Origin of the sequence: Mesorhizobium sp. M0496 (genome assembly GCF_040321205.1) — a bacterium.
Taxonomy (GTDB): domain Bacteria; phylum Pseudomonadota; class Alphaproteobacteria; order Rhizobiales; family Rhizobiaceae; genus Mesorhizobium.
Genome location: NZ_JAMYRC010000050.1, coordinates 17572 through 44186, shown reverse-complemented (window position 1 = coordinate 44186; position 26615 = coordinate 17572). Strand labels below are relative to the sequence as shown.

At 63.6% G+C, this 26615-nt stretch carries 21 protein-coding genes; 15 read left to right on the top strand and 6 right to left on the bottom strand.

The genetic code is table 11. The features are described 5' to 3' along the window. Positions 1-145: 145 nt before the first annotated feature. The 3 genes from NKI73_RS29055 to NKI73_RS29045 all read left to right on the top strand — a co-directional run bounded on the left by NKI73_RS29055 (position 146) and on the right by NKI73_RS29045 (position 5010). Positions 146-1342, top strand: a complete 1197-nt coding sequence (locus NKI73_RS29055) for a serine hydrolase domain-containing protein (protein ID WP_352634905.1) — start codon at positions 146-148, stop codon at positions 1340-1342. Positions 1343-1376: 34 nt separating this feature from the next. Then, positions 1377-2558 (top strand): serine hydrolase domain-containing protein, encoded by a 1182-nt coding sequence (locus tag NKI73_RS29050; RefSeq protein ID WP_352634903.1) that lies wholly within the window; start codon positions 1377-1379, stop codon positions 2556-2558. Positions 2559-2685: 127 nt separating this feature from the next. Then, positions 2686-5010 (top strand): Tex family protein, encoded by a 2325-nt coding sequence (locus tag NKI73_RS29045; RefSeq protein ID WP_352634902.1) that lies wholly within the window; start codon positions 2686-2688, stop codon positions 5008-5010. Here the strand turns inward: NKI73_RS29045 and NKI73_RS29040 are convergent, their stop codons facing one another. Beyond that, complete coding sequence (locus NKI73_RS29040) at positions 5011-5922, bottom strand: LysR family transcriptional regulator (RefSeq protein WP_352634900.1); 912 nt, start codon at positions 5920-5922, stop codon at positions 5011-5013. Positions 5923-6078: 156 nt separating this feature from the next. On the opposite strand from NKI73_RS29040, the gene NKI73_RS29035 reads away from it, so the two are divergent. The 9 genes from NKI73_RS29035 (at position 6079) to amaB (ending at position 19798) form a co-directional block, all read left to right on the top strand. Further along, on the top strand, positions 6079-7275 hold the full coding sequence (locus NKI73_RS29035; protein WP_352634898.1) for an acyl-CoA dehydrogenase: 1197 nt from the start codon (positions 6079-6081) through the stop codon (positions 7273-7275). A 112-nt stretch (positions 7276-7387) separates the two neighbouring features. Continuing rightward, a complete protein-coding gene (locus NKI73_RS29030; protein ID WP_352634895.1) occupies positions 7388-10747 on the top strand; it encodes a transglutaminase family protein in 3360 nt (1119 codons plus the stop codon). Between the two features lie 6 nt (positions 10748-10753). Beyond that, positions 10754-13165, top strand: a complete 2412-nt coding sequence (locus NKI73_RS29025) for a circularly permuted type 2 ATP-grasp protein (protein ID WP_352634893.1) — start codon at positions 10754-10756, stop codon at positions 13163-13165. Positions 13166-13168: 3 nt separating this feature from the next. After that, entirely contained in the window at positions 13169-14053 is an 885-nt protein-coding gene (locus tag NKI73_RS29020) for a transglutaminase family protein (protein WP_352634891.1), read from the top strand. A gap of 143 nt (positions 14054-14196) precedes the next feature. Continuing rightward, positions 14197-15129: a glycosyltransferase family 2 protein gene (locus NKI73_RS29015; RefSeq protein ID WP_352634889.1), complete on the top strand. Its 933-nt coding sequence runs from the start codon at positions 14197-14199 to the stop codon at positions 15127-15129. Positions 15130-15236: 107 nt separating this feature from the next. Next, positions 15237-16343 (top strand): DNA topoisomerase IB, encoded by a 1107-nt coding sequence (locus tag NKI73_RS29010; protein ID WP_352634887.1) that lies wholly within the window; start codon positions 15237-15239, stop codon positions 16341-16343. Between the two features lie 109 nt (positions 16344-16452). Further along, positions 16453-16827 (top strand): YciI family protein, encoded by a 375-nt coding sequence (locus tag NKI73_RS29005; RefSeq protein WP_352634885.1) that lies wholly within the window; start codon positions 16453-16455, stop codon positions 16825-16827. Further along, entirely contained in the window at positions 16824-18098 is a 1275-nt protein-coding gene (locus NKI73_RS29000) for an RNA polymerase sigma factor (RefSeq protein WP_352634884.1), read from the top strand. Before NKI73_RS29005 ends, NKI73_RS29000 begins: the two co-directional genes overlap by 4 nt. Positions 18099-18283: 185 nt before the next feature. After that, a complete protein-coding gene (amaB, locus tag NKI73_RS28995) occupies positions 18284-19798 on the top strand; it encodes an L-piperidine-6-carboxylate dehydrogenase (protein ID WP_352634882.1) in 1515 nt (504 codons plus the stop codon). A 221-nt stretch (positions 19799-20019) separates the two neighbouring features. On the opposite strand, the gene NKI73_RS28990 is transcribed toward amaB, so the two are convergent. The 5 genes from NKI73_RS28990 to NKI73_RS28970 all read right to left on the bottom strand — a co-directional run bounded on the left by NKI73_RS28990 (position 20020) and on the right by NKI73_RS28970 (position 24834). Beyond that, positions 20020-20928 carry a hypothetical protein gene (locus tag NKI73_RS28990; RefSeq protein ID WP_352634880.1) on the bottom strand — a complete coding sequence of 303 codons (909 nt, stop codon included), beginning with the start codon at positions 20926-20928 and terminating at the stop codon, positions 20020-20022. A gap of 197 nt (positions 20929-21125) precedes the next feature. After that, positions 21126-21884, bottom strand: a complete 759-nt coding sequence (locus NKI73_RS28985; protein ID WP_352634878.1) for an SDR family NAD(P)-dependent oxidoreductase — start codon at positions 21882-21884, stop codon at positions 21126-21128. A gap of 94 nt (positions 21885-21978) precedes the next feature. After that, positions 21979-22326, bottom strand: a complete 348-nt coding sequence (locus NKI73_RS28980; RefSeq protein WP_352634876.1) for a hypothetical protein — start codon at positions 22324-22326, stop codon at positions 21979-21981. Positions 22327-22389: 63 nt separating this feature from the next. After that, positions 22390-23244, bottom strand: coding sequence for an endonuclease/exonuclease/phosphatase family protein (locus NKI73_RS28975; protein WP_352634874.1), 855 nt, complete (start codon positions 23242-23244; stop codon positions 22390-22392). A gap of 126 nt (positions 23245-23370) precedes the next feature. Continuing rightward, positions 23371-24834, bottom strand: coding sequence for a phospholipase D-like domain-containing protein (locus NKI73_RS28970; protein WP_352634872.1), 1464 nt, complete (start codon positions 24832-24834; stop codon positions 23371-23373). On the opposite strand from NKI73_RS28970, the gene NKI73_RS28965 reads away from it, so the two are divergent. The 3 genes from NKI73_RS28965 to NKI73_RS28955 all read left to right on the top strand — a co-directional run bounded on the left by NKI73_RS28965 (position 24833) and on the right by NKI73_RS28955 (position 26517). Then, entirely contained in the window at positions 24833-24985 is a 153-nt protein-coding gene (locus NKI73_RS28965) for a hypothetical protein (protein ID WP_352634871.1), read from the top strand. The genes NKI73_RS28970 and NKI73_RS28965 overlap by 2 nt on opposite strands. A 161-nt stretch (positions 24986-25146) precedes the next feature. Next, on the top strand, positions 25147-25347 hold the full coding sequence (locus tag NKI73_RS28960; RefSeq protein ID WP_352634870.1) for a hypothetical protein: 201 nt from the start codon (positions 25147-25149) through the stop codon (positions 25345-25347). Between the two features lie 753 nt (positions 25348-26100). Beyond that, the gene (locus NKI73_RS28955) at positions 26101-26517 is read left to right on the top strand and encodes a helix-turn-helix transcriptional regulator (RefSeq protein WP_352634868.1); all 417 of its coding nucleotides are present in this window, start codon (positions 26101-26103) and stop codon (positions 26515-26517) included. The last annotated feature ends 98 nt before the right edge of the window (positions 26518-26615 follow it).

Genomic DNA, 26615 nt, shown 5'->3' with positions numbered 1-26615 from the left:
CAATTCATGCGCGTCGCGGGGGGGGGGATAGGGTTAAATGCCCCGCCCCATGAGGCGCCCCCACCGCCACCTGTACCGGCGTTTGCGCCGCCCCGGGCGGGGCCCGCCCCCGGGTCCGTTTTTACGTTCAAGGGGCTCGGCTGTCATGGAATCCTACCGCAACTCCGATCCGCGGCCGCCGATCATGCAGGGCTCGCCGCCCGCCATGGTGCCGCCGAAGCTCGACTGGGACCGGCCACCGTGGAACCGTTGGGCGTTCCAGCACATCCGCGAAATTCTCCCGACCGCCGAAGTCTGGCGCGGCAATGGCCATCGCCACCGGTTCGAACGCGCCGAGGTCGATCTCGATGGGCTGGCGGTCGAAGACAGCGAGGGCAAGCCGACAACGCCCGCCGGGCTGCTCGACGAGACCTATACGGACGGCTTCCTGGTGCTGAAGGACGGCAAGGTTGCCTATGAGCGCTATTTCAACGGCATGGGCGAGCGCACGCTGCATCTGTCGCAGTCGATGGCGAAGTCCGTCACCGGTTCGGTGTTCGGCATACTGGTCGGGCGCGGCCTGATCGATCCTGCCAAGCCGGTCACTGATTATTTGCCGGAACTCAGCGTCACCGGCTGGGCCGGCGCCAGCGTCCAGCATGTGCTGGACATGACCAGCGGCGTCCGCTTCTCCGAGGAGTATACCGACCGCTATTCCGATATTGGCCAGGTCGACGTCGCCACCGGCTGGAAGCCGGTGCCGCCGGACAGCGATCCGGCCTTTCGCTGGCCCTCGCATATGTTCGAACTGATCCTGGGCTTGAAGGAAACGATCCGCCCGCATGGTGCTGTCTTCGAATACCGCTCGATCGAGACCGACGTGCTTGCCTTCATCATGGAACGGGTGACGAGCAAACGGCTGCCGCAGCTGGTTTCGGAAGAGCTATGGCAAAAGCTAGGCGCTGATGAAAGCGCCTGCTTCACGGTTGACAGCGCCGGCTATGCGGTGGCCGACGGAGGCTTCAATGCAACGCTGCGCGACTACGGCCGCTTTGGCCAGCTGATCCTCGACAATGGTGGCGGCGTCGTGCCGGCAGAATGGGTCGAGGCGACACGCAACGGCGCGCATGGGCCGGATTTCAGCCCCAGCCTGCCGGAGGGCAGCTATCGCAACCAGTTCTGGATCGAGGACCCGCGCTCGCGCGCGCTGATGTGCCGGGGCGTGTTCGGGCAGATGATCCATGTCGACTGGAACACAGGAATGGTCGTGGTGAAGCTTTCGACCTATCCGGATTTCAGCAATGTCGCCTATTCCACAGCGACGCTGAAGGCTGTGCATGCCATCGCCACGGCACTTCGCTGAGCCCCACAAGAAGAAACGACCCGGAGGAATGGCCATGACCGGCAAGACCGCGTTCGAGACCCGCTACGGCTTCCGTCGCAACGAGGTGCTGCTCGCCAACTGGCGCGAGAGCCCGTTCAACCGGTGGTCGTTCCAGAATCTCGGCGAACTGGTGCCAACCGCCCGCGTGGCGGCGGTGCCGGCTGGTGTCGAGACGACGGTCCGGGACATGGGCGGCCTGCTCGACGAGAAGGTCACGATCGCCAGCGTACCGGAGACGGTGGCTGAGTTTCTCGGGCGTTCGAGCACCGATGCGCTGACGGTGATGAAGGGCGGCAAGATCGTCGGCGACCGGTTCGCGCCGCACATGGATTTCGGCGCCCGCCACATCATCTTTTCGATCAGCAAGTCGCTGACAGCGATCGTCGCCGGCATACTGGAAGGCGAGGGTGCGTTCGACCCGGAAGCGCCGGTGACGGCCTACATCCCTGAAGCCGCCGGCTCTGCCTATGGCGATGCGAGCGTGCGGCATGTGCTCGACATGAGCGTCAGCCTCGATTTCGAGGAAGCCTATCTCGATCCGGAGAGTGCTTTCGCCCGCTATCGCCGCGCCACGCTGTGGAATCCTGGCGGCGGCACGGAGAGCCTGCGGGAATTCATCTTGACTCTGCAGCGCCTGGCCGAGCCGCATGGCCAGACCTTCCGCTACCGCTCGCCCAATTCCGACCTGCTCGGCTTGTTGCTCGAACGCGCATCCGGTCAGCGCTTCGCCGACCTGATGCGCGAGAAATTGTGGCTGCCGCTTGGCGCTATCAGCGAAGCCTCGATCGGCGTCGATATGGAAGGCACAGCGCGCACCGCCGGTGGCATTTCGGTGACGCCGCGTGATCTGGCACGTGTCGGCGAGATGATGCGGCAAGGCGGCACGGCCAATGGCCGCCGCATCGTGCCGGAAGCCTGGGTGCGCGATACGGTTGCCACCGGCGGCAGTGCGGAAGCCTGGCAGCGAGGCACGATGGCGCTTTTGTTTCCGAACGGCCGATATCGCAACAAATGGTACCAGACTGGACACGAGAACGGCGCCTATTGCGGCGTCGGCATCCACGGCCAGTGGCTCTATGTCGACCCAAAGGCCGAAGTGGTGATCGCCAAGATGTCGTCGCAGCCGGAGCCGGTGGACGATCCGCTCGATGTCGAGATCGTCGCGTTCTTCGAGGCGCTGAGCCGCATGGTCTGAGCGCGCCTGGGTCGCCACATTAGCGCGCGCTTTCCTGTGGACCCTCCGAGCTGATCAAAGCGCGGCGGTTGGCGGACCGAGCGTCTGCGCCTATGGTCGCCGCTCTTTCGACGAGAGCAGGAACGACATGGCATCCGACATCAAGCGCATTGCAGCCATCATCGCGGCCGAGATCACTGCCCGGCCTGAACAGGCAGCGGCGGCGATCGGATTGCTGGATGAGGGCGCGACGGTGCCATTCGTGGCGCGCTACCGCAAGGAAGTCACCGGCGGACTGGATGACACGCAGTTGCGCGACCTTGCCGAACGGCTTGCCTATCTGCGCGAGCTCGATGCGCGCCGCGACACCATCCTTGGCTCCATCCGCGAGCAGGGGAAGCTGACCGCGGAACTCGAGGGCAAGATCGTCGCCGCCACGACCAAGGCGGAACTGGAAGACATCTATCTGCCTTACAAGCCCAAGCGACGGACCAAGGCCGAGATCGCAAGGGAGCGCGGGCTGGGGCCGCTGGCCGAAGCCATTCTTGCCGACCGTTCGCTCGTCCCGGCCGAACTGGCGCTGGCCTATGTCAGCGAAGAGGTGGCCGACGCCAAAGCCGCCCTCGATGGCGCGCGCGACATCCTGTCGGAACAGTTCGCCGAGAATGCCGATCTGGTCGGCAAACTGCGCACCCACATGAAGGAACGCGCCTTCATGCGGGCCAGGGTGGTCGACGGCAAACAAGAGGCCGGCGCGAAATTCTCCGATTATTTCGACCATGTCGAGCGCTGGGCAAACGTGCCGAGCCATCGCGCGCTGGCCATGCTGCGCGGCCGCAACGAGGAGGTGCTGTCGCTCGACATCGAGGTCGATGCCGACGACACCTCGCCGGTGAAGCCGGTCGAGCGGATGATCGCCAATGCCTATGCCATCGGCGGCAGCCTGCCGGGCGACCGCTGGCTGATGGAGGTGGCGGGCTGGACCTGGCGCATAAAACTGTCGCTGCACCTGACGCTCGATTTGATGCGCGATCTGCGCGAACGAGCGGAAGAGGAAGCGATCCACGTCTTTGCCCGCAATCTGAAGGATTTGCTGCTCGCGGCCCCGGCCGGTTCTCGTGCCACGATGGGGCTCGACCCCGGCATCCGCACCGGCGTCAAGGTGGCGGTGGTCGACGGAACCGGCAAGGTACTGACCACGACGACGGTCTATCCATTTCCGCCGAGGAACGATGTGCGTGGCACGCAGGCGGAACTCGCCAAGCTCATCCGCCTGCACAAGGTCGAGCTGATCTCGATCGGCAACGGCACCGGCAGCCGCGAGACGGAAAAGCTGGTGGCGGACATGCTGTCCGACATGCCGGCGGACGGTGGCCCGAAGCCGCTGAAGGTGATCGTCAGCGAGGCGGGTGCCTCGGTCTATTCGGCATCGGCGACGGCGGCAGCGGAATTCCCCGGCCTCGACGTGTCGCTGCGCGGCGCCGTGTCGATCGCGCGACGGCTGCAGGATCCGCTGGCCGAACTGGTCAAGATCGAGCCAAAATCGATCGGCGTCGGCCAGTATCAGCACGATGTCGACCAGTACCGGCTCGGCCGTTCGCTGGAGGCGGTGGTGGAGGATGCCGTCAACGCCGTCGGCGTCGATCTCAACACCGCCTCGGCGCCACTGCTGGCGCGCGTTTCAGGCCTCGGTGCGTCACTCGCGGACGCCATCGTCGCGCATCGCGATGCGACCGGCCCTTTCGCCAGCCGGAAGGATCTGCTGAAGGTCTCCCGCCTTGGACCTCGAGCGTTCGAGCAAAGCGCCGGCTTCCTGCGCATTGCCAATGGCAGCGAGCCGCTCGATGCCTCGTCGGTGCATCCCGAAGCCTATGGCGTGGCGAAGAAGATCGTCGCCGCCTGCGGGCGCGATGTCCGTTCGCTGATGGGCGACAGTGCAACACTGAAGGCGCTCGACCCGCGCGTCTTCGTCGATGAGCGTTTCGGCTTGCCAACGGTGCGCGATATCCTGGCGGAGCTGGAAAAGCCCGGCCGCGATCCGCGCCCCGGTTTCAAGACGGCGACCTTTGCCGACGGCATCGACGACATCAAGGATCTGAAGCCCGGCATGCTGCTGGAAGGAACGGTCACCAATGTCGCTGCCTTCGGCGCCTTCGTCGACATCGGTGTCCATCAGGACGGGCTGGTGCATGTCTCGCAGCTGGCCGACCGGTTCATCAAGGACGCGCATGAGGTGGTCAAGGCCGGCGATGTGGTCAAAGTGCGCGTCGTCGATGTCGACATCAAGCGCAAGCGCATCGCGCTTTCCATGCGCAAGGATGGTGGCGAAGGTGGTGCACCGCGCGGCGGACCGCGCGACGATGGCGGCGGCAGGCCGGCGCCGCGTTCGCCGGCACCTCAACGCCAGCCGGAAAGGCCGGCGCAGCAGGGCGCGTTCGGTGCGGCGTTGGCTGATGCGCTGAAGCGCAAGTAGCTACCAAGCCAGGATAGCCGGCTCCTTCTCAACCTGGCCCAGCAGCCAGTCGCGAAAATTGGCGACCGGCGGATGGCCGCGCTTGTGGTGCGGCACGACGAGATAGTAGGCGCTGCGGCTTTGCATCGGCTTGCCGGGCGCGGGCACGAGCTGGCCGCGCTGCAATTCGCCTGCGATGAGGATCAGCGGCAACAGTGCGACGCCGAGCCCCGCCATGCAGGCCTGGGCAGCGGTGCCGAACTGTTCGAATTGCATACCGGGTCCGGTCGGCGCGCTCAGCCCCTGATGCTCGAACCATTCGGTCCAGGCCCCGGGCCGCGTCGCCATATGCAGCAGCGGCAGGCGGCCGATATCGGCCGGTGAGGCCATGGCGCGCCCAGCGAGGAATTCGGGCGACGCCACCGGCGCCACCGTTTCGCGCATCAGAAGCGTCGAGTCCGCCTCCGGCCAGTCCGGCAGCCCGTAGTGGATGGCCGCATCCAGTCGTTCGCGGGCGAAGTCGAAACGGCCGACGCGGGTGACGAAGTTGATGGTGATATCGGGATTGTTTTCGACGAAATCGGGGATCATCGGCATCAACCAGCGCGTGCCGAAAGTCGGCAGTATGGCAAGGTTCAGGATGCCACTATGCCGATTGCTCATCAATCCAAGGGCTGCGTCACGCAACTGACCAAGGGCTGAACGCACCGCCTCGGCGTAGATTTCCCCCGCCGTCGACAGCCTGACATTGCGGCTGTCGCGTTCGAACAGCCGGCGGCCGAACTGATCTTCCAGCAATCTGATCTGCCGGCTGACCGCGCCCTGGGTCAGATCAAGCTCCTGGGCAGCAGCGGTGAAGCTGCCGAGCCGGGCCACAGCCTCGAAGGCGGCAAGGGCGCTGATGTTGGGCAAAAGGCGGCGTTGGACATTCATGATCCATTACTAACGCTCATTGATCGGTGAAGCAATTTCGTTTGATTTTTTCTAGGTGTGGGCCGATAAGCCGGGCCAAGATTTTGCTTCATGCATGTAGTCATCCCAAAACCGCTGGATACTTTTGGGCGACATGCATTGGTTTGGGAGAATGCCATGGCTGCCGACAAGAATGCATTCGTCTGGGAAGACCCCTTCCTGATCGAGGACCAACTTTCGGAAGACGAGCGTATGGTGCGCGATGGTGCTGCGGCCTTTGCTGCCGACAGACTGGCGCCTCGAATCGAGGACGCCTATCTCAACGAGACCTTCGACACCGCTATCTTCCGCGAAATGGGCGAGGCCGGCCTGCTCGGCATCAACATTCCAGAGGAATTCGGCGGGCTCGGCGCCAACTATGTGACCTACGGGCTGGTCGCGCGGGAAGTCGAACGTGTCGACTCCGGCTATCGCTCGATGATGTCAGTGCAGTCGTCGCTGGTGATGTACCCGATCTATGCCTATGGCTCGGACGAACAGCGCAAGAAGTATCTGCCCAAGCTCGCCAGCGGCGAGTGGATCGGCTGTTTCGGGCTGACCGAGCCGGATGCCGGCTCAGACCCCGGCGGCATGAAGACGCGCGCCGAGAAGACCGCGAACGGCTACAAGCTCTCGGGCTCGAAGATGTGGATTTCCAACGCGCCGGTCGCCGATGTGTTCGTCGTCTGGGCGAAGTTGAAGGGCGAGAACGGCAAGGATGAGATCCGCGGCTTCGTGCTGGAAAAGGGCATGAAGGGGCTTTCGGCGCCGACGATCGGCGGCAAGCTGTCGCTGCGGGCATCGATCACCGGCGAAGTGGTGATGGAAGGTGTCGAAGTCGGCGAGGATGCGCTGCTACCGAACGCCAAGGGCCTTGGCGGTCCGTTCGGCTGCCTCAACCGCGCCCGCTTCGGCATTTCCTGGGGCTCGATGGGGGCTGCGGAAGATTGCTGGCATCGCGCCCGCCAGTATGGCCTCGACCGCAAGCAGTTCGGCAAGCCGCTGGCCGGCACGCAGCTTTACCAGAAGAAGCTCGCCGACATGCAGACCGAGATCGCGCTTGGGCTGCAAGCCTCCTTGCGTGTCGGGCGGTTGCTCGATGAAGGCAAGATGGCGCCTGAGATGGTCTCGATCGTCAAGCGCAACAATTGCGGCAAGGCGCTCGACATCGCCCGCCAGGCCCGCGACATGCATGGCGGCAACGGCATCCAGATCGGTTATCACGTCATGCGCCACGCGCAAAACCTGGAGACGGTCAACACCTATGAGGGCACGCATGACGTGCATGCGCTGATCCTGGGACGGGCGCAGACGGGGATACAGGCGTTCTTCTGAGCGTTCGGTAGCTGCTTAAATTAGGTGCACCGCAACATCTCTGCTTGGAGAATGGCCGCCTGATGTGTCAGGGTTCAGCGAAATCGTTTGAAACGCTGAATTCCGGGGCCCCATGGCAATTCTGGCAGCCGTCTACCACCTGACCCACTACAAATACGACCGGCCGGTGGTTCTCGGTCCCCAGATCATCAGGCTGCAGCCGGCGCCGCATTCCCGCACCAAGGTGCTCAGCCATTCGCTCAAAGTCGAGCCGGCGAACCACTTCGTCAATCTGCAGCAGGACCCATACGGCAACTTTCTTGCCCGCTTCGTCTTCCCCGAGCCGGTGACGGAGCTGAAGATCGAGGTCGACCTTGTCGCTGACATGACGGTCTACAATCCGTTCGACTTCTTCGTTGAACCATCGGCCGAGGCCTTCCCGTTCGAATACCCGGAAGAGATACGCGACGATCTCGCCATCTACCGGACGCCGGAGCCTGCCGGCCCGTTCCTTTCGGCCTTGCTCGGGACAATCGACCGCAGCGCGCCGAATACCGTCAATTTCCTCGTCGATCTCAATGCCCGGCTGCAGCGCGAAATTGCCTATATCGTCCGTATGGAGACCGGTGTGTTCTCGCCGGAGGAGACGCTTGCCGCGAAAAAGGGTTCGTGCCGGGATTCGAGCTGGCTGCTGGTGCAGATCCTGCGCAATCTCGGCATCGCCGCGCGCTTCGTTTCCGGCTACCTGATCCAGTTGAAGCCGGATCTGGTCGCGCTGGACGGTCCAGCCGGGACCGCCGTCGACTTCACCGACCTGCACGCTTGGTGCGAGGTTTATCTTCCCGGCGCCGGCTGGATTGGCTTCGATCCGACCTCCGGCCTGCTCACTGGCGAGAGCCATGTGCCGCTCGCCGCCACACCGCATTTCCGCAACGCGGCACCCATTTCCGGCATGGCGAGCTTCGCCAATGTCGAATTCGGCTTCGAGATGCGAGTCGACCGCATCGCCGAGCATCCGCGCATCACCAAACCGTTCTCGGATGAAAGCTGGCAGGCGCTCGATGCGCTCGGCAATAAGGTCGATGCCGCATTGTCGGCCGGGGACGTGCGGCTGACGATGGGCGGCGAGCCGACCTTCGTGTCGATCGACGATTTCGAGTCGGCCGAATGGAACACCGCCGCCGTCGGCCCGACCAAGCGCGAAAAGGCCGATGAACTGATCCGAAAACTGCGCGAGCGTTTCGCGCCGGGTGGTTTCCTCCACTATGGCCAGGGCAAATGGTATCCGGGCGAAAGCCTGCCGCGCTGGACCTTCTCGCTTTACTGGCGTGCCGATGGGCAGCCGGTGTGGAGCGACCCGTCGCTGATCGCACGCGAAAAGAGCGAGGCCGATATCGGCCCGAAACAGGCCGAAAGCCTGCTCACCGCGATTGCCGGCGAACTCGGCATCGATGAGAGCATGGTCAGCGAAGCCTATGAAGATCCGGCCGAGTGGCTGCTCAAGGAAGGCAAGCTGCCGGAGAATGTCGATCCATCCAACTCCAAGCTGGAGGATCCGGAAGAACGCAGCCGCATGGCGAAAGTGTTCGAACGCGGACTGACCAAGCCGTCGGGTTACGTGTTGCCCGTGCAGCGCTGGAACAGCCAGGCATCGGGGCCGCGCTGGCGCTCGGAAAAATGGAAGACGCGGCGCGGCCGGCTGTTCCTGGTGCCCGGCGATTCACCCGTCGGCTACCGTTTGCCGCTCGGCACGTTGCCCTACGTGCCGCCGGCGCAGTTCCCCTACATCGTGCCGGTCGATCCGTCGCTGCCGCGCGGACCGCTGCCCGCGCGTGAAGCCATATTGCCGGGGACGGCGCCGGCCGAACTGGAAGGCGCCGACGAGATGGCGCGCCGCCAGCAGGCGGCGTCCTTCACGGCAGCGACCGGCCAGCAGGATCGCGTCGAACAGAAGATCACCGAGATCGGCGGCGCGGTGCGCACCGCGCTTTCGGTCGAACCGCGCGACGGCCGGCTTTGCGTGTTCATGCCGCCAGTCGAGGCGCTGGAGGATTATCTCGAACTGGTCGCGGCGGCCGAAAACGCGGCAAAGGCGATCGGCCTTCCCGTGCATATCGAGGGCTATGGCCCGCCGCACGATTCGCGCCTCAACGTCATCCGCGTGGCGCCCGATCCCGGTGTCATCGAGGTCAACATCCATCCGGCTTCGAACTGGCAGGATTGCGTGGCGACGACGACGGCGATCTACGAGGAAGCGCGGCAGACGCGGCTTGGCGCCGACAAGTTCATGATCGACGGCCGTCATACCGGCACCGGCGGCGGCAACCATGTCGTCGTCGGCGGCGCCACGCCGAACGACAGCCCGTTCCTGCGCCGGCCAGACCTGTTGAAGAGCCTTGTGCTGCAATGGCAGCGGCGTCCGTCGCTGTCCTATCTTTTCTCGGGCCTGTTCATCGGCCCGACCAGCCAGGCGCCGCGCTTCGACGAGGCGCGTCACGACTCGCTCTACGAACTCGAAATCGCGATGGCGCAGGTGCCGCATCCAGATCAGGGCGCAGCACCCTTGCCGTGGCTGGTCGACCGGCTGTTCCGCAATTTGTTGACAGACGTCACCGGAAATACGCACCGCTCGGAAATCTGCATCGACAAGCTGTTCTCGCCGGACGGGCCGACCGGCCGGCTGGGTCTTGTCGAGTTCCGCGGTTTCGAGATGCCGCCCAATGCGCGTATGAGCCTGGCGCAGCAACTGCTTGTCAGGGCGATCATTGCCCGCGCGTGGAAGAGCCCGCTCGACGGCCGCTTCGTGCGCTGGGGTACCTCGCTGCATGACCGCTTCATGCTGCCGCACTATGTCTGGGCCGATTTTCTCGACGTGCTTGACGATCTCAAGCTCAACGGTTTCGAGTTCCGGCCCGAATGGTTCGACGCCCAGCTCGAGTTCCGCTTCCCGTTCTGCGGCGAAGTTCAGCACGCCGGCGTCAAGCTGGAACTGCGCCAGGCGCTGGAGCCGTGGCATGTCATGGGCGAGCAAGGAGCGATCGGTGGTACCGTGCGCTTCGTCGATTCATCGGTCGAGAGGCTGCAGGTCAAGACCGAAGGTCTCAATCCGGAACGTCATGCGATCGTCTGCAACGGTCGCATCGTGCCGATGAAGGTCACCGACAACCGCGAAGTGGCTGTGGCAGGCGTCCGCTTCAAGGCCTGGCAACCGGCCTCCGGTCTGCATCCGGCACTGCCGGTCAACACGCCGCTGGTGTTCGATATCTATGACCGCTGGTCGGGCCGGGCGGTCGGCGGCTGCGTCTACCATGTCGCGCATCCGGGCGGGCGCAACTACGATACGTTCCCGGTCAACAGCAATGAGGCGGAGGCCCGGCGTCTCGCCCGCTTCGAACCGCGCGGCCATACGCCGTCCACTTATGTGCTGCGTGAGGAACAACCCGCCGAAGATTTCCCGATGACCCTTGACCTTCGGCGGCCGGCAAGACTCTGATCAACGATGGCAAAGGGGAATCACAAGAGGGTACGCGGCGAGCCGCAGATCCACAGCCTGCTGGAGCACTACCAGCCGATCGACGGGGTCGTCGACGAGATGGTCGATCCATCAGGCAATCCCCGTCCGGCCTGGAAGTACTTTATCGAGGCGCTCGACGAACTGGGGCCTGAAAAGCTTGGCCAGCGTTTCGCCCGCGCTGACCAGTATCTGCGCGATGCCGGCGTCTACTACCGCGTCTATGACAAGGCCGGCGCCAATGAGCGCGAATGGCCGCTGGCGCATGTCCCGGTTCTCATCGAGGAGAGCGAGTGGGCGGCGATCAGCGCCGGCCTCGTGCAGCGCGCCGAATTGTTCGAGGAAACCATCGCCGATATCTACGGGCCGAACCGGCTGGTCGAGAAAGGCATCCTGCCGGCGGGATTGATCGCCGCCAGCCCCGAATATTTGCGGCCTGTCGTCGGGATCAAGCCAGCCGGCGGTCATTTCCTGCATTTCTGTGCCTTCGAACTGGGCCGTGGGCCTGACGGTCAGTGGTGGGTGCTCGGCGACCGCACTCAGGCGCCGTCCGGCGCCGGCTTTGCGCTGGAGAACCGTGTCGCCACCACGCGCGCGCTATCCGACATCTATGGCGAGATGCATGTGCACCGCCTTGCCGGCTTTTTCCGCCGTTTTCGCGACGCGCTGATCGGCATGGCCAAGGAAACCGACGGCCGGGTCGCGATCCTGACGCCGGGGCCGCTCAACGAAACCTATTACGAACACGCCTACATCGCCCGCTACCTCGGCATCATGCTGCTCGAAGGCGAGGATCTGACTGTCTCCGGCGGCAGGCTGATGGTGCGCACGGTTTCCGGCCTGATGCCGATCAGCGTGTTGTGGCGGCGGCTCGACGCCGCCTTCGCCGATCCACTCGAACTGCGCGCGGATTCGCAGATCGGTACGCCGGGCCTGGTCGAAGCGATCCGACAGGGCGCGGTAGCGACCGTCAATGCGCTTGGCTCCGGCCTTATGGAGACGCGCGCGCTGCTCGCCTTCCTGCCCAAGATTTCACGCGCCTTGCGGGGCGAGGAATTGTTGCTGCCAAGTGTCGCGACATGGTGGTGCGGGCAAGCGACCGAGCGCGCGCATGTGCTGGCCAACATCGACCGCATGGTGGTCGGCCCGGCGCTGTCGACGAGGCTGGCCTTCGAGGATGACGACCAGACGAAGCTCGGCTCGGCGCTGTCCACCGGGGAGCGGGCGGAGCTGGTGTCGCGCATCGAACGCGATGGCGGCGACTTCGTTGGCCAGGAAGCAGTGACGCTTTCGACGACGCCCGTCTATGTCGGTGGCTGGCTGGAGCCGCGGCCGGCGAGCCTGCGCGCCTACCTGGCGCGAACACCCGAAGGCTGGACGGTGATGCCGGGGGGATTTGCCCGCGTCGGCCTGTCGCTCGACCCGACGGCGATCGCCATGCAGCGTGGCGGCCAGGCAGCGGATGTCTGGGTTGTCAGCGACAAACCGGTGGAGCGCGAGACGCTGCTGCCGCAAGAAGGCGACAGTTTCACCCGCACCAGGCCCGGCAGCCTGCCCAGCCGTGCGGCGGAGAACCTGACCTGGCTCGGACGCTACATCGAGCGCTCGGAAGACACGGTGCGCATCCTGCGCGCTTATCATGTGCGGCTGGCCGAGACGTCCGATCCGGACATGCCGCTCTTGGCAGACATCAGGGATTATCTCGAACCTTTCGGCATCGACGTCGAAACGGCGATCCCGTCAGGACTTATCGGTACGCTGGATAGTGCGGTCTACAGCGCCGGGCAGATTCGCGACCGCTTTTCGCCCGATGGCTGGCTGGCGCTGAAGGATCTGTCGAAGACCATCCATCAGTTCGCGACGACGGTCGCACCGGGCGACGACGCGACCCGGGCGATGACGGTCATCCTGCGCAAGCTCGCCGGCTTTTCCGGCCTGCTACACGAGAACATGTACCGCTTCGCCGGCTGGCGCTTTCTCGAGATCGGCCGCCGGCTGGAGCGCGGCATCCAGATCGCTCGCACGCTGTCCCGGCTGACCAGTGCCAAGGCGCCCGACGGCGCGCTCGACATGATGCTGGAGATCGGCGACAGCGTGATGACACACCGCCGGCAATATCCGGTGCAGGCCGGCCGGCGCACGGTGATCGACCTGCTGGCGCTCGACCCGCTCAATCCGCGCTCCATCCTGTTCCAGCTCGAAAGGCTGAAGGCCGAGATCGGCCTGTTGCCGTCGCTCGGCGGCGAGGGGCACATGTCGCCGGCGGCGAAGGAAATCCTGCAGCTCAACACCCAGATCGCCATCAAGGAGCCTTCGGACATGACGGCAAAGGCGCTGGACGAGCTCGCCTACGAAATCGGCGGCCTCTACAACAGCCTCGCCAAAGCCTATTTCGGATAAAGCATGCTTTACGACATCAGGCTTCATCTGCATTACGACTATGCCGCGGCGGCCGGCGGCGGCCGCCATCAGATCCGTGTGCTGCCGTCGACGATATCCGGCGTTCAGCGCGTCATCGCCGCATCACTGTCCTTTGCGCCGGCGCCCAACGAGCGTTCTGATTTTTCCGATTTCTTCGGCAACAACGTCACCTCGATCGCCTTTCGCGAGGCGCATGACACGCTCGACATAAGGATGAGCGCACGCGTATCGGTGTCGCGGCCCGAGCCTGGGCTCGACGTGTCACCCGATATTAGCCGGCTCAGGCAGGAACTCGCCGCCGTGCGGTCGCTGGCGCCTGATACACCGCACCATTTCCTGACGGCCAGCACTCATGCCGGCATCGATGCTGCGATCACCGGCTATGCGCGCGACAGCATCGGCGGCTCAGCCGCCGGCACGGCGATGAACCTGTGCAATCGCATCCATCGCGATTTCACCTATGACGGCGAAGCGACCACGGTGCGAACCCGGGCCAGCGATGCCTTCAAGCTGAAGCGCGGTGTCTGCCAGGATTTTTCGCACATCATGATCGCCGGTCTGCGCGGGCTCGGCATTCCGGCCGGCTATGTCAGCGGCTTCCTGCGCACCATCCCGCCGAAAGGCAAACCCCGGCTGGAAGGCGCCGATGCCATGCATGCCTGGGTCAAGGTCTGGTGCGGTCGCGACGCCGGCTGGCAGGAATTCGATCCGACCAACGGCATGCGGGCCAGCAACGACCATATCACCGTCGGCTACGGCCGCGATTATTCGGACGTCGCGCCGATCGTGGGCGTTCTCAAGACCACCGGGGGACAGGTCGGCGAGCAAGCTGTCGACGTCATTCCGGTCGTGCTCGAAAAAGCGTGAAAGCAGGCTTGGTGCAGCGACCTCTTCACTGTAATTCCGGTGGACAAGACTACTTCTCAAACGCTGATGCAGCAGCTACTTTGCATTCGTTTCGAAGTGGATAGTAATTATATTCTTTAAGCGCGTTGGCGCGGGGTTTGAGAGTGATCAGCGTCGTTATTCCTGCCCACAATGCGGCGGCAACCATCGGGGCAACGCTGGCTTCTCTTCGCAGCGAGGCCGAAATCATCGGCGAGATACTGTTGGTCGACGATGCATCGACAGACGGCACGGCAGCCGTGGCGCGGCAGGCCGCGGCGGAGCTGTCGTTGCCGTTGCGCGTGCTGCCGGCCAGTTGCCGCGATGCCGGCGGTGCCCGCAATGTGGCGCTGGCGGAGGCGGTCCATCCCTGGGTATACCTGATCGATGCCGACGACCTGCATCTGCAAGGTGGACTGCACTCGCTGCTGCGGCAGGCGGAGGAGCAGCCGAAGGCCGATATGATCGTGGGCGCCTACCGGCGACGGGTGAACGGCCAGGATCGGCAGATCAAGGTACCGAACGGCTATCGGGCTGCATGCCTGGCAAACGCTTCGGCCTATGTGAAAGGCGACATACGGTCGGTCGCCGTGGGCAGCGTCCTGGCATCCCGAGCCCTGATCGGCGAGACGAGGTTCCCGGTCGGATTGGCCTATGACGAGGACACGCTGTTCTGGGCGCGGCTGATGAGCAAGGCATCGCTGGCCATGGTTTCGCAGCCCGTCATGGTCTATGAGGTTTCGCCGGCGCGTTCCGATGACCGCTTTGCGATCAACCCGGTACGGCGCTTCCTGGATTGGCGCCGACAATTGCGCACGCTTGTCGACTGCAACATCCCGATGTCGGCGCTCAAGACCAGGGAAGGGCTCGTCGCCCTCAAGATCGCCCGGGTCCACTATGCGCGCGGCGATCTGGACACCGCGGCACGCTTCCTGGCAGTGGCCGCGGCTGCGCCGAAGCGGCGCTCGGAAGCCTGGCGCTGTCTTCGCTACAGGTTCAAACTCGCGGCGCGGCGGCGTTTGTCCGCGCCATCGATCCAGCTGCAGGGCGCTCTGTAGGCGCCAGTCCCCCCGGGACAACACATCGCCGCCACAGGCTTTTCGGACGGCGTGTGGAACCAGCAATCGGCCAACAGCTTATCTACGGATATTTGCGTGGAGCCGACATGCTGCAAAAATCCGGATTGTCGCACAACCGGCCGGCTGACGAAGACGCTGTGCCGAAAAATGGCGCGCCGAAGAACGGGGCGCAGAGTTCAGCCGATCATGCGTCGCTTACCTATGTCAGCGATGCCGAGCCCGGTATCCGGCGGCTAAAGACAGGCAAGGGGTTTTCCTACAAAGGTCCGGACGGGCGGGCGGTTCTGGACGCCACCAGGGCGCGCATCGAGGCGATCGTCATTCCGCCGGCCTGGACGGATGTGTGGATTTCGCCCGACGCCGACGGCCATATCCAGGCAACGGGCAGGGACCAGCGCGGACGCAAGCAATACCGCTACCATCCGCAATGGGCCGAAGAACGCGACGGCGCCAAATATTCGAGCCTTGTCGCCTTTGCCGAAAGCCTGCCGAAACTGCGGCGCAGGATCGACAACGATCTGCGCCGTCGTGGTCTGCCGCCCGAGCGTGTCGTCGCCGCGGTCGTCTGGCTGCTCGACAACACGATGATCCGGGTCGGCAATGCCGCCTACGCCCGCGACAACAAGAGCTTCGGGCTGACCACGTTGCGCGACCGCCACGTCGATATCGTCGGTTCAAGCCTGCGGTTTGCCTTCCAGGGCAAGTCCGGCAAGGAATGGAAGCTGAAGCTGATCGACCGCCGGATCGCTGGAATCGTGCGCGGCGCGCAGGACCTGCCGGGCCAGAAGCTGTTCCAGTATCTCGATGAGGACGGCGGCAGGCGACCGGTCCGCTCCGAGGACGTCAATCGCTATATCCGCGAGGCCGCCGGCGATGCGTTCAGTTCGAAGCATTTCCGCACATGGGGCGGCACCATCCATGCCGCGTCGCTGTTTGCACAAACGGAATTGCCGGAAAGCCAGGCACAGCAAAAGCGGGTAATGAACAGCGTCATCGACAAGGTTGCCGAGCGGCTGGGCAACACGCGTGCCGTCTGCCGCAAATGCTACATCCATCCGCAGGTCTTCGAAGCATGGTCAGAGGGGCGGTTGCTCGACGAAATGGCGCGGGCCAGCAAGCGCAAGCGCTCGATCGATGGTCTGGACGATGAGGAAGCGCTCGTGCTGCGATGGCTGAAGGTGCGCGAAAGCTGACTGGCGGCGACCGGCGGTCGCCAAATCCGCCGCATCGGGATTTTTTTATCGACGCCGTGTCGGGATCGGTCTTACTGTTTCGTCCTTTGACAGAGAAAAAGGACCTGCCATGCTCTACGCAATCCTCTGCTATGCTTCCGAAGATGTCGTCTGCTCCTGGAGCAAGGCACAGGACGACGAGGTCATGGCCAATCTCCGCGACGTCCAGGACAAATATGTCAAGGCCGGCAGGCTTGGTCCGGTGGCAAGGCTCTTGCCGACCACGGCCGCGACGACTCTGAGGAGGGTCAAGGGCGAAGCGGTCGTCATCGACGGTCCGTTTGCCGAGACCAAGGAACAATTCCTCGGCTTCTACACGCTCGAATGCGCCGATCTCGACGAGGCCGTGGAATTCGCTCGCGAACTTTCCGAGGTCAATCCGAGTGGCGGCTCTTACGAGATCCGGCCGGTCTCGGTCTTCAACCGCAACAAGGTCCCGGCATGACCGAACTTGCCTGGATCAGCTCCGCGATCAGCGCCGCCCGCCCTCAGGCGATGGGCGCGCTGCTGCGTTATTTCCGCGATCTCGACACGGCGGAGGAAGCTTTCCAGGATGCGTGCCTCAGGGCCATCAAGAACTGGCCGCAGAACGGGCCGCCGCGTGATCCCGCGGCCTGGCTGATCTTTGTCGGCCGCAACAGCGGCATCGATGCGGTGCGCAAGCGCGCCAAGCAGGCGCCGATGCCGGAGGAAGACCAGATCTCGGACCTGGAAGACGCCGAAAGCGATATCGCCGAGCGGCTGGACGGGGCGCATTACCGCGATGACATCCTTCGGCTGCTGTTCATCTGCTGCCATCCCGACCTGCCGGCAACGCAGCAGATCGCGGTGGCGCTGCGGATTGTCTCGGGCCTCACCGTCAAGCAGATCGCGCGCGCCTTCCTGGTTGGCGAAAGCGCCATGGAGCAGCGCATCACCCGCGCCAAGGCGCGCATTGCGGACGCCGGCGTGCCGTTCGAGACGCCGGGCGCAGTCGAGCGGTCGGAACGGCTCGCCGCCGTCGCCGCCATGGTCTACCTGATCTTCAACGAAGGCTATTCGACCAATAGCGGCGAGGCGCCGGCCCGTGCGCCGCTGTGCGAAGAGGCGATCCGGCTGGCACGGCTGTTGCTGCGGCTGTTCCAGACCGAGCCGGAGATCATGGGGCTGACGGCGCTGCTGCTTCTGCAGCATGCGCGCGCACCGGCCCGTTTCGACGAGAGCGGCGAGATCGTGCTGCTCGAGGATCAGGACCGCGGCCTGTGGAGCCGCAAGATGATCGATGAGGGGCTGGCACTGGTCGACAAGGCGCTGCGCCATCGCAAGCCCGGCCCCTATCAGGTGCAGGCGGCTATTGCCGCACTGCATGCGCGGGCCGAAAAGGCCGAGGACACCGACTGGAACGAGATCGATCTGCTCTACCGTTTGCTCGAGCAGATGCAGCCGTCGCCGGTGATCACGCTCAACCGGGCCGTCGCCGTCTCGAAGGTGCGTGGACCGGCAGAGGCGCTCGCCATGATCGAGCCGCTGGAAGAACGGCTTTCCGGCTATTTCCACTTCTTCGGCCTCAAGGGTGGGCTTCTGATGCAGCTTGACCGGGGCGAGGAGGCGCGTGTCGCCTTCGACCGCGCCATTGCGCTTGCCAACACAGCGGCGGAAGCCGCCCATATCCGCATGCATATCGACCGGCTGATGAAGGACGGTGCCGTTCGCGCACCGACGCAAAAGGCAAACTGAACGCCGTCTGCTCGTCTGGCTCAATCGTGTCGCCAGGGCTTGGACCATCGCGGGGTGGCGATTCTTCCCTGAAACGAGTAATGCCACGCCATGACTGTGCCCGAAGTGCCGACCGGCACGCGGGCGAAATTGCGCAAGCATTGGTTCAACGCCATCTGATGGCGGTGAATCTGAAAGGGACAAAAATGACGATAGCGACGGAAACCACGGAGCTTCTGGCGAAACTGGGTGTGGCCAAGGAGGCACTTGTCGGCGGCGACCTGATCGTGCGCAGCCCGGTGACGGGCGAGCAGATCGCGGCGCTGAAGACGATCTCGCCGGCTGATGCGGCCAAGGCGATCGACGCCGCGCACAAGGCCTTCCAGGCTTGGCGGATGGTGCCGGGCCCGCGCCGCGGCGAACTGGTGCGGTTGCTCGGCGAGGAGTTGCGCGCGCACAAGGCCGAGCTTGGCCGGCTGGTCTCGATCGAGGTCGGCAAGATCCCGTCCGAGGGGCTCGGCGAAGTGCAGGAAATGATCGACATCTGCGATTTCGCCGTCGGCCTCTCCCGGCAGTTGTACGGCCTGACCATCGCCACCGAGCGCCCGGGCCATCGCATGATGGAAACCTGGCATCCACTCGGCGTCGTTGGCGTCATTTCCGCCTTCAACTTCCCGGTCGCGGTGTGGTCGTGGAACGCCGCATTGGCGCTGGTCTGCGGCGATGCGGTGGTGTGGAAGCCGTCGGAGAAGACGCCGCTGACGGCGCTTGCCTGCGAAGCTATCTTCAAACGCGCGGTAAAGCGTTTCGGTGCTGACGCGCCGCAGGGACTGGCGCCGGTGCTGATCGGTGATCGTGCCGTCGGCGAGATCCTGGTCGATCACCCCAAAGTGCCGCTGGTTTCGGCCACCGGCTCGACCCGCATGGGCCGCGATGTCGGCCCACGGCTGGCCAAGCGCTTTGCGCGCGCGGTGCTGGAGCTTGGCGGCAACAATGCCGGCATCGTCTGCCCGACCGCCGATCTCGACATGGCGCTGCGCGCGATTGCCTTTGGTGCGATGGGCACGGCGGGCCAGCGCTGCACGACGCTGCGGCGCCTGTTCGTGCATGACAGCGTCTACGACGCCCTGGTTCCACGTCTCAAGAAGGCTTACGAGAGCGTCTCGGTCGGCAATCCGCTGGAGACCTCCTCGCTGGTCGGGCCGCTGATCGACAAGGCCGCCTTCGACGCCATGCAGAAGGCGCTGAAGGAAGCCGCCGCCCACGGTGGCAAGGTGACCGGCGGCGCGCGCGTCGAGAACGGTCACCCGGATGCCTATTACGTGCATCCGGCCCTGGTCGAGATGCAAAGCCAGGTTTCCCCGGTGACGGAAGAGACCTTCGCGCCGATACTCTATGTGATGAAATATTCGGATTTCGACACCGTGCTCGACGAGCACAATGCGGTGGGCGCCGGCCTGTCGTCGTCGATCTTCACCCGCGACCTGCAGGAGTCCGAGCGCTTCCTTGGTGTCGATGGGTCGGACTGCGGCATTGCCAATGTCAACATCGGCACTTCGGGCGCCGAGATCGGTGGTGCCTTTGGCGGCGAAAAGGAAACCGGCGGCGGCCGCGAGAGCGGCTCCGATGCGTGGAAGGCCTATATGCGGCGCGCCACCAACACGGTGAATTATTCCAAGGCGCTGCCGCTCGCCCAGGGCGTCTCGTTCGATATCGATTGACGAGGGGCCGGGGCATCGGCGGTGTCGGCAGCTTTTGTGCCGGCAGCTTTTCACGATAGGAATTTTTTCTTGACTCCGTGCCCTCAGCTATGGTACATATTTGTCCATGGTGCTGATTTGCGCCAGTGACCCGCCGCGCAGGCGGGTTTTTCGTTTCCGTCAGCCAACGCGCCGGCGAAGTTCGTTGCCCTGGGCGTCTCTGCACGGGGATGCCCAGCCGATCAGCTACCTGCCGGCTGGCCAAAAGCCGCGTCGAAAGCGGCATCGACTATGGCCAGCTTGGCGGCCTGGACGGTCATGTATTCCTGGTAGAAGGTGTTCGACACCCACATCACCGAATGGCCGCGCTGGCCGAGCCAGCCGATGCTGCCGAGATTCTCGGCAGCGCGCAGTTTGCGGGCAAGGTGAGTTCGCGACAGCTTGAGCCATTTGGCGAAATCGCCGATCGAAACCACGCTGGTCGCAATCCGCTCCAGCCCGGCATGATCGGGGTCGATGCCCGACATCAGCCAGTCCATGACGATGCCGCCATTGTTGAGCCAGATGAACAGGGAAAAGGTCTGATTGGGTTCGCGCACCGGCTTGGAGGCAAGCAGTCCGTCCGCCACCAGAGGCTGCAGCCTGGCAACCATCTCGGGGTGCTCCAGGAACCTGGCCAAGCGGTCAGCACCGTCGAGGCGATCCAGCGTCCGCAAATGGGCAAGGACCCAGCCGGTAAAAGTCTGCACGGTTGCCGCCGTCGGCTGCAAAGGGTGGGTGCGGCCGTCGCCACCCGACACATACTCGGCAATGTGGTAGTGCAGCATCTCCTTGATGAAAGCGTCCGCCGTGTTGCGGCTGGCCACCGCGTGCTGGTGCACGACTTCGATGAAACGCGATACCGTCAGCTCCTTGCGACGGTCGCGCGGGTCGCGCCTGAAATGCATGGCAAGACCGACATGGCCCATCAGCCAGCGCTGCTGCGTGGCAAAAATCGAGGCCAGCCGCGGGCTGTCCTGATAGATCTGGATCAGCGCCAGCGACTGCTCCTGAACGTAGCGATGCAACGCCGGATGGCCGGCAATGTCTTCCAATTTCAGCGCCACCTCCTGGTGTTCCGGCTCAACTCCAAAGAGAGTTGCGTTCCACATTTTTCAGCCTTCGGCAGCTGTGTCCAGAGGGTATCATAGCGAGGTTAGGCCCTGTCCGGGTAGCGACCGGTTCATGACGCCGGGCCCCTTAAAGTTGCCGGAGGCGCCGTGCAATCATTGCGATGCGCGGTCAGCCGTTTGGATAGAGTCATTCGCCGATGTTTCTCTGTTATCGCAGCCGGCAGCGGGTGTGTTGGCTACATGCGCATCAGCAGGCCGCCATCGACGGCAAGCTCGATGCCGGTGATGTAGCTCGCCGCGTCGGAAAGCAGGAACAGGGCCGCGTTGGCCATGTCCTGCGGCGTGCCGATGCGTCCGAGCGGCGCGTAGCTTGCAACGGCCGAACGCTTTTCCTCGGTGTCCCAGCGCGCCTGCAGCGGGGTCAGCGCCATGCCGGGGCAGATGGCGTTGGAGCGGATGCGCTCGCCGGCCAACTGCATAGCGAGCGATTTGGAGAGCGCGCAGACGCCGGCCTTCGATGCCTGGTAGGCGTCCTGTGGGTTGGCGTCGCCGCGATACCACTGGATGGTCGAGAAATGCACCATGGCACCGCCGCGACCGCCCGATCGCATATGCGGCACGACCGACCGCGCCGTGTGCACGAAGGATTTCAAATTGATCCTGAACACTTCGTCCCAGACGTCGAGATCCATCTCGAGCGCCGATCTGTCGCGGCCGAACCACAGCACGCCGGCAACATTGGCGAGATAGTCGATGCCGCCGCGCTCGCGGCCCGCCGTACCGACCGCCTGTTCGACAAAGGCGGCGTCGGTGAGATCGCCCTGCGCGAAGGTGAGCCTGTCGTCATAGGCGGCGAGGGACGCTGGGCGCGGCTTGACGTCGATGGCGGTGACGGAGGCGCCGGCATCGAGCAGCGCCAGCGTGATCGCCTCGCCCATACCGCCGCCTGCGCCGGCGACGACCGCGTGCCTGCCGGTGAAATCGTAAGCGATCATCCGACCCCCTCGTCTGCTTCCGTCGAAACGCTTGATCGAGGGGACAATAGGGCAAACCCACCGGCTTTCGCCAGCCGGTTGGCCCGGCCAAAGATCAGCCGCAGACGCGGACCTCCTCGATCACCCTGTGGTGGTGGCGCCAGTGCTTGATCAGTTCGATGTGGCAGCGGTGATGCCGGTGGTGGCGGCGATATTCGCCGTCGTTGTAGTCGCCATATTGCGCGTTCTGGTCGTCATCATACCGGTTGTCGTAAATACGCCGGTCGTGATGGCGGCGAACGATGATTTCGCCATTGTCGAACTGATTATCCGGTGAATACTGGTCATCAGGTGAATATTGATCGTCGTCGGACTGGATAATCACGCTTGCGGCTTGCGTCGGTGCCACCACCGCGGCCGTTGCGGCAAATGCCAATATGGAAGCTAAAATCAATTTCTTCATTCGGTCCTCCTGCGAATCCAAGACCTATCAACTCGTGGAAGAGCCGGGCGTTCCACAGAGCATCTACACGCTTTGCGACGCCTGGGACATCAAACTGTTATCGGCGTCAGCCATGCGCTCCAGTTGGACAAAGGCCGTCAACGGCAGATGGTCCGATGCAACCCGCGAAAGCGGCGTGTCATGCGCGTCGACGGCGGCAATCATGCCATGCCTGTTGGCCATGATGCGATCGAGCGCCAGCAGCGGCAGGTTCGAGGGGAAGGTGGGGACCGCCGGCGGCTGCGGGCCGAACGTCGCATGCAGCGTGTTGAGCGCGGAGCGGTTGCCGAGGCGCCATTCGTTGAGGTCGCCGAGCAGCAAGGTCGGCTTTTCATCAGGGCTGTTCATCAGGTCGAGCACGACACGTGCCTGCTGGGAGCGCGAGCGGCGCAGCAGGCCGAGATGGGCGGCGATGACGCGCAGCGTCTGGCTTCCATCGAGGTCGATCTCCGCCACCAACGCGCCACGCGGCTCCAGGCCCGGAAGTTTGATCTGGTGCACGTCACGAACGACGCCCTTCTTGAACAGCAAGACATTGCCATGCCAGCCATGGCCCTTGCCGGTCGCGGAAATCGGCACCGGAACAAGGCCGGTTTCGCGCTCGAGCCGAGCCAGGTCGAGAAGCCCAACACGGTCGCCGAAGCGGTTGTCGGCCTCCTGCAACGCAATGACATCCGGATCGATCTCGCGGATGACGCGGACGGTCCGCTCCGGGTCGAACTTCCTGTCGACGCCGATGCATTTGTGGACATTGTAGGAGGCAACCAGCGTGCCGGTGATGGCCGTGGTCTTGTGTGCGGCAACGTTTGCCTTCTGCATCCGGCGGTCACGAATGGATAACAGCATGCTTGCCGGGAGGCTGCGTCCGGTCACGCGCATCGTGTGCCTGCCATGGCCGCTGCTTTCACCATGCCCCTCAAATAGAGTCTTTCAGTCTATATTCCATGATCGGCATCAAACTATCCGCCTAACACGTCGTTTTGTTTAAGATGGGGTGAACCCATCTTAGAGATAGGGCGAACCGAGCCAGAGGGCCCGGTCGAACAGTCTGATGAGGAACGGCCTAGCCTTCAACGCTTCCAGCGTGACCGGCACGGCCGTCTCGAGCGCCGACCGGATGCGCGCTTCGATCTCGCTGGCAAAGCCGGCGTCGAGGATCTCGAGGTCGATCTCAAAATTCAGCCGCAGCGACCGGGCGTCGAGATTGGAAGAGCCGACATAGGCCCACACGCCGTCGATCGAAACCAGTTTCGAATGGTCGAAAGGTCCTTCCGTGCGCCAGACACGGCAATAATGCTTCAGCACCTGGTCGAATTGCGCCGTCATGGCACGGTCGACCAGGAAAAGGTTGTTCACCGCCGGCACAACGATGTCGATTTCGACACCTCGCCTGCCCGCGGTTATCAGCGCACTGATCAGTTCGCGATCCGGCAGGAAATAGGGCGACATCAGGCGGATCGATTTGCGGGCTACGGAGAATGCACCGATCAGCAGTTTGTGGTTGGTTTCGTTGCTGGCATCCGGGCCGGAAGCGACCGCCCGCACCAGCATCGGCACACCGGGCGGCGGTGACAGCGGGGCAATTCGCCAGTCATCGCCCTTCAGCGCTTCCTTGGTAGCGAAACGCCAGTCCTCGGCGGCGACCGAAAAGAGGTCGGCGACGACCGGACCGGTCACCCGAAAATGTGTGTCCCTGGCGCTGTTGGAGCCGGCGAATTCGGCGGAGAAGCCCTTGCGGATGTTCATGCCGCCGGTGAAGGCGACCATGCCGTCGACCACGAGAATCTTCCGGTGGGTCCTGAGATTGGCATAGGGCAGGCGCAGACCCATGACGAGGTTGCCGTTGAAGAGATCGGCGGTGATGTTGGCCTCGCGCAAATGCCCCAGGATGCTCGGTACGGAGTAGCGGGCGCCCACGGCATCGATCAGCACGCGAACGGCGACGCCACGCCGGACGGCGCCGGCCAGCGCTTCGACGAAGAGCAGGCCAACGGCATCATTGTCGAAAATATAGGTTTCGAGCAGGATGCTGCGTTCGGCGCCATCGATCGCCGCGCCCATGGCCGCATAGGCCTCGTCGCCGGTCTCCAGCACCTCTATTGCATTTCCCGGAGTGAGTGCACGCCGCGCCACCCTGTCACCCAGTGTTCTCAAGCCGGTGAACCGCGGCCCGTATCGCTCGACGATCAGGGCCTCTTCGGCGGCGACGTCGCGCTCATGCTTGGCGGACACCCGGTCGCCGGCAAGCGGACGCTGCGCGGTGATCGTGGCGCGACGGATGCGGTTGATGCCGGCGACGGCATAGATCAGCACGCCGAGGATGGGCGACAGCACCATGACGCCGACCCAGCCGGTGGCGGCGCGGACATCCTCCTTGGTCATGACGGCGTGAACGATGCCGACGGTCGCCATCACCACGGAGATGACCGCGAAAATTTGGGGCCAGTGAGTCGCCAGGGTCTCCAACATGGCCGAGACTATCCAGCGAGCGATTGCAGAAGGCAATGCGGCCGATCATGCGCTGGAAGTGATGTTGCCAGCCATCTTGCGATGGCAAGCGTTCGATGTTGCGAAGAGATACTCAGTGCCGGCGACAGGCAGCCTGGTCGAAGAATTGTAACCTTGGGCAGAGTGGCGAAGCATAGAGACGACCTGACGCAACGTCATTCTATGCAGCCACCGGTTGTCGAAGGCTTCCTATGCTTGGCGGCGGACTTGTTGTATGCAAGCGGGAATAAAAACAAGGACGAACGTTTCGGTCGAGGGCGAGGGGAGCGCCGAATGGTGAAATTCAACTTCAATAGGCCTCCTGGAGATGACGCCGCCGTCGACATGTCGGCCGAATGTCAGAACCAATTGCTGCCTCTCGTGCGTGAGATCGTCCAGGCGGCGGTCGCGGCCGGGTGGAGCGAGGAGGATGTTCTTCTGGGTTTTGTGGAACTTGCGTGGGATCTGTACGAGCAGCGTCGCAATGGTTCCTAGCGATCCGGGCGCAACCGGCTAACTTTATCCCGCGTTGTCGCCTGGCCGCAGGTGGCAAAACCAGGTCGCAGGCCGGCGGAGCCTCGATGCGGCCTTCATATCAGCGTTCGGCACCGTGCGGAAATGAGTCGCCGATTCATACCAAGACTGATGAACGAAAACGCGTTGACGAGGAGGACCTCGCGACCGCCGGAAAAAAATGTTCTTGAATTTCCTCTTTGGGTCATTTTTTTCCTTTTATCCCAAACAAAAATTTTTCTTTGCGCACGGGAGTTCTTCCTCATCCGAGGCGTGTGCGTTACGTTGATTTGGGGCGTGGGCTAAGGGGATTTCAGGCGGCAGGCAGAGCGGCTGAGGCGAGGCGGATGAAAAATGCGGACGAAGCCCGGGAAAGCGGCGTTTCCCGGGGCGTCGGTCGGGTGCGGACAGCTCGACATGTGTTCGATATAATTCCTGAAAGTGCAGGCCCCAGAGGGGCCACCCCGCGGGACAACGCGATATACTTCGTCCGTGGCCCTGGATCGCAGAAGTTCCTCGCCACGGAGCATTCCCTTGGGATTGTGCCGGCGCATGCATCCGGGCTGACCTGGATCATCGGTGCCGAGGCCAGTCGCCCGTTTCGTGCTGATCTCTCTCGTTTGCGAAGCAGAGCCAGCATAAGTCGGTCCGACCAATCACGAATTGTTTTCTTGAGGGAACAGAAGATGCGCCCTCAGGTTGATTTCCGTATGGGAGGTATCGGCAGACTGAAGGATGCGGCGCGATGACGATACCCTGGAATGGGCTTCCGGAGCCGATATGATGCGGCAGCCGACACTGAACGTGAAAGGCGGACTTTCGGTCCGCGGTGCACGCAGGGTGCAGGAGTTCCTGAACGAGAACTTTTCGCGCAAGCTGGCGCTGGCCGAGATGGCCGCGGTTTGCGGGTTTTCGCCCTACCATTTTGTGCGGGCTTTCGCCAAAACGTTCGGGGTGCCGCCGCATCAATATGTTCTTGACCTGCGGCTGGACTTCGCCGAAAGGCTGCTTCTCGACAAGCGCCTGACGATCGCCGACATCGCTCATTTGAGCGGGTTCTCAAGCCAGAGCCATTTTACTACGGTCATGAAGAAATACCGGCAGGTAACGCCGTTACAGGCGCGGATAGGCAAGATTAAGCGCGAAGCTTAAACCGCAGCTAAATTGCACAAGTTCTGAACTATGCGCGGCTGACCTCTTATTGAAGGTTCGGCTAAAGTAACGGGCTGTTAACCTATGCCGGGCTGCGG

Bases quoted from the DNA above. Each gene is read 5' to 3' on its own strand.
- NKI73_RS28980 (WP_352634876.1), bottom strand. From the start codon at position 22,326: ATGAAGAAATTGATTTTAGCTTCCATATTGGCATTTGCCGCAACGGCC.
- NKI73_RS29025 (WP_352634893.1), top strand. From the start codon at position 10,754: ATGGCAAAGGGGAATCACAAGAGGGTACGCGGCGAGCCGCAGATCCAC.
- NKI73_RS28985 (WP_352634878.1), bottom strand. From the start codon at position 21,884: ATGATCGCTTACGATTTCACCGGCAGGCACGCGGTCGTCGCCGGCGCA.
- NKI73_RS29045 (WP_352634902.1), top strand. From the start codon at position 2,686: ATGGCATCCGACATCAAGCGCATTGCAGCCATCATCGCGGCCGAGATC.
- NKI73_RS28975 (WP_352634874.1), bottom strand. From the start codon at position 23,244: ATGCGCGTGACCGGACGCAGCCTCCCGGCAAGCATGCTGTTATCCATT.
- NKI73_RS29010 (WP_352634887.1), top strand. From the start codon at position 15,237: ATGCTGCAAAAATCCGGATTGTCGCACAACCGGCCGGCTGACGAAGAC.
- NKI73_RS29030 (WP_352634895.1), top strand. From the start codon at position 7,388: ATGGCAATTCTGGCAGCCGTCTACCACCTGACCCACTACAAATACGAC.
- NKI73_RS29035 (WP_352634898.1), top strand. From the start codon at position 6,079: ATGGCTGCCGACAAGAATGCATTCGTCTGGGAAGACCCCTTCCTGATC.
- NKI73_RS29020 (WP_352634891.1), top strand. From the start codon at position 13,169: ATGCTTTACGACATCAGGCTTCATCTGCATTACGACTATGCCGCGGCG.
- NKI73_RS29040 (WP_352634900.1), bottom strand. From the start codon at position 5,922: ATGAATGTCCAACGCCGCCTTTTGCCCAACATCAGCGCCCTTGCCGCC.
- NKI73_RS28990 (WP_352634880.1), bottom strand. From the start codon at position 20,928: ATGTGGAACGCAACTCTCTTTGGAGTTGAGCCGGAACACCAGGAGGTG.
- amaB (WP_352634882.1), top strand. From the start codon at position 18,284: ATGACGATAGCGACGGAAACCACGGAGCTTCTGGCGAAACTGGGTGTG.
- NKI73_RS29050 (WP_352634903.1), top strand. From the start codon at position 1,377: ATGACCGGCAAGACCGCGTTCGAGACCCGCTACGGCTTCCGTCGCAAC.
- NKI73_RS29055 (WP_352634905.1), top strand. From the start codon at position 146: ATGGAATCCTACCGCAACTCCGATCCGCGGCCGCCGATCATGCAGGGC.
- NKI73_RS29005 (WP_352634885.1), top strand. From the start codon at position 16,453: ATGCTCTACGCAATCCTCTGCTATGCTTCCGAAGATGTCGTCTGCTCC.
- NKI73_RS28960 (WP_352634870.1), top strand. From the start codon at position 25,147: ATGGTGAAATTCAACTTCAATAGGCCTCCTGGAGATGACGCCGCCGTC.
- NKI73_RS29000 (WP_352634884.1), top strand. From the start codon at position 16,824: ATGACCGAACTTGCCTGGATCAGCTCCGCGATCAGCGCCGCCCGCCCT.
- NKI73_RS28965 (WP_352634871.1), top strand. From the start codon at position 24,833: ATGGCCGAGACTATCCAGCGAGCGATTGCAGAAGGCAATGCGGCCGAT.
- NKI73_RS28970 (WP_352634872.1), bottom strand. From the start codon at position 24,834: ATGTTGGAGACCCTGGCGACTCACTGGCCCCAAATTTTCGCGGTCATC.
- NKI73_RS28955 (WP_352634868.1), top strand. From the start codon at position 26,101: ATGCGGCGCGATGACGATACCCTGGAATGGGCTTCCGGAGCCGATATG.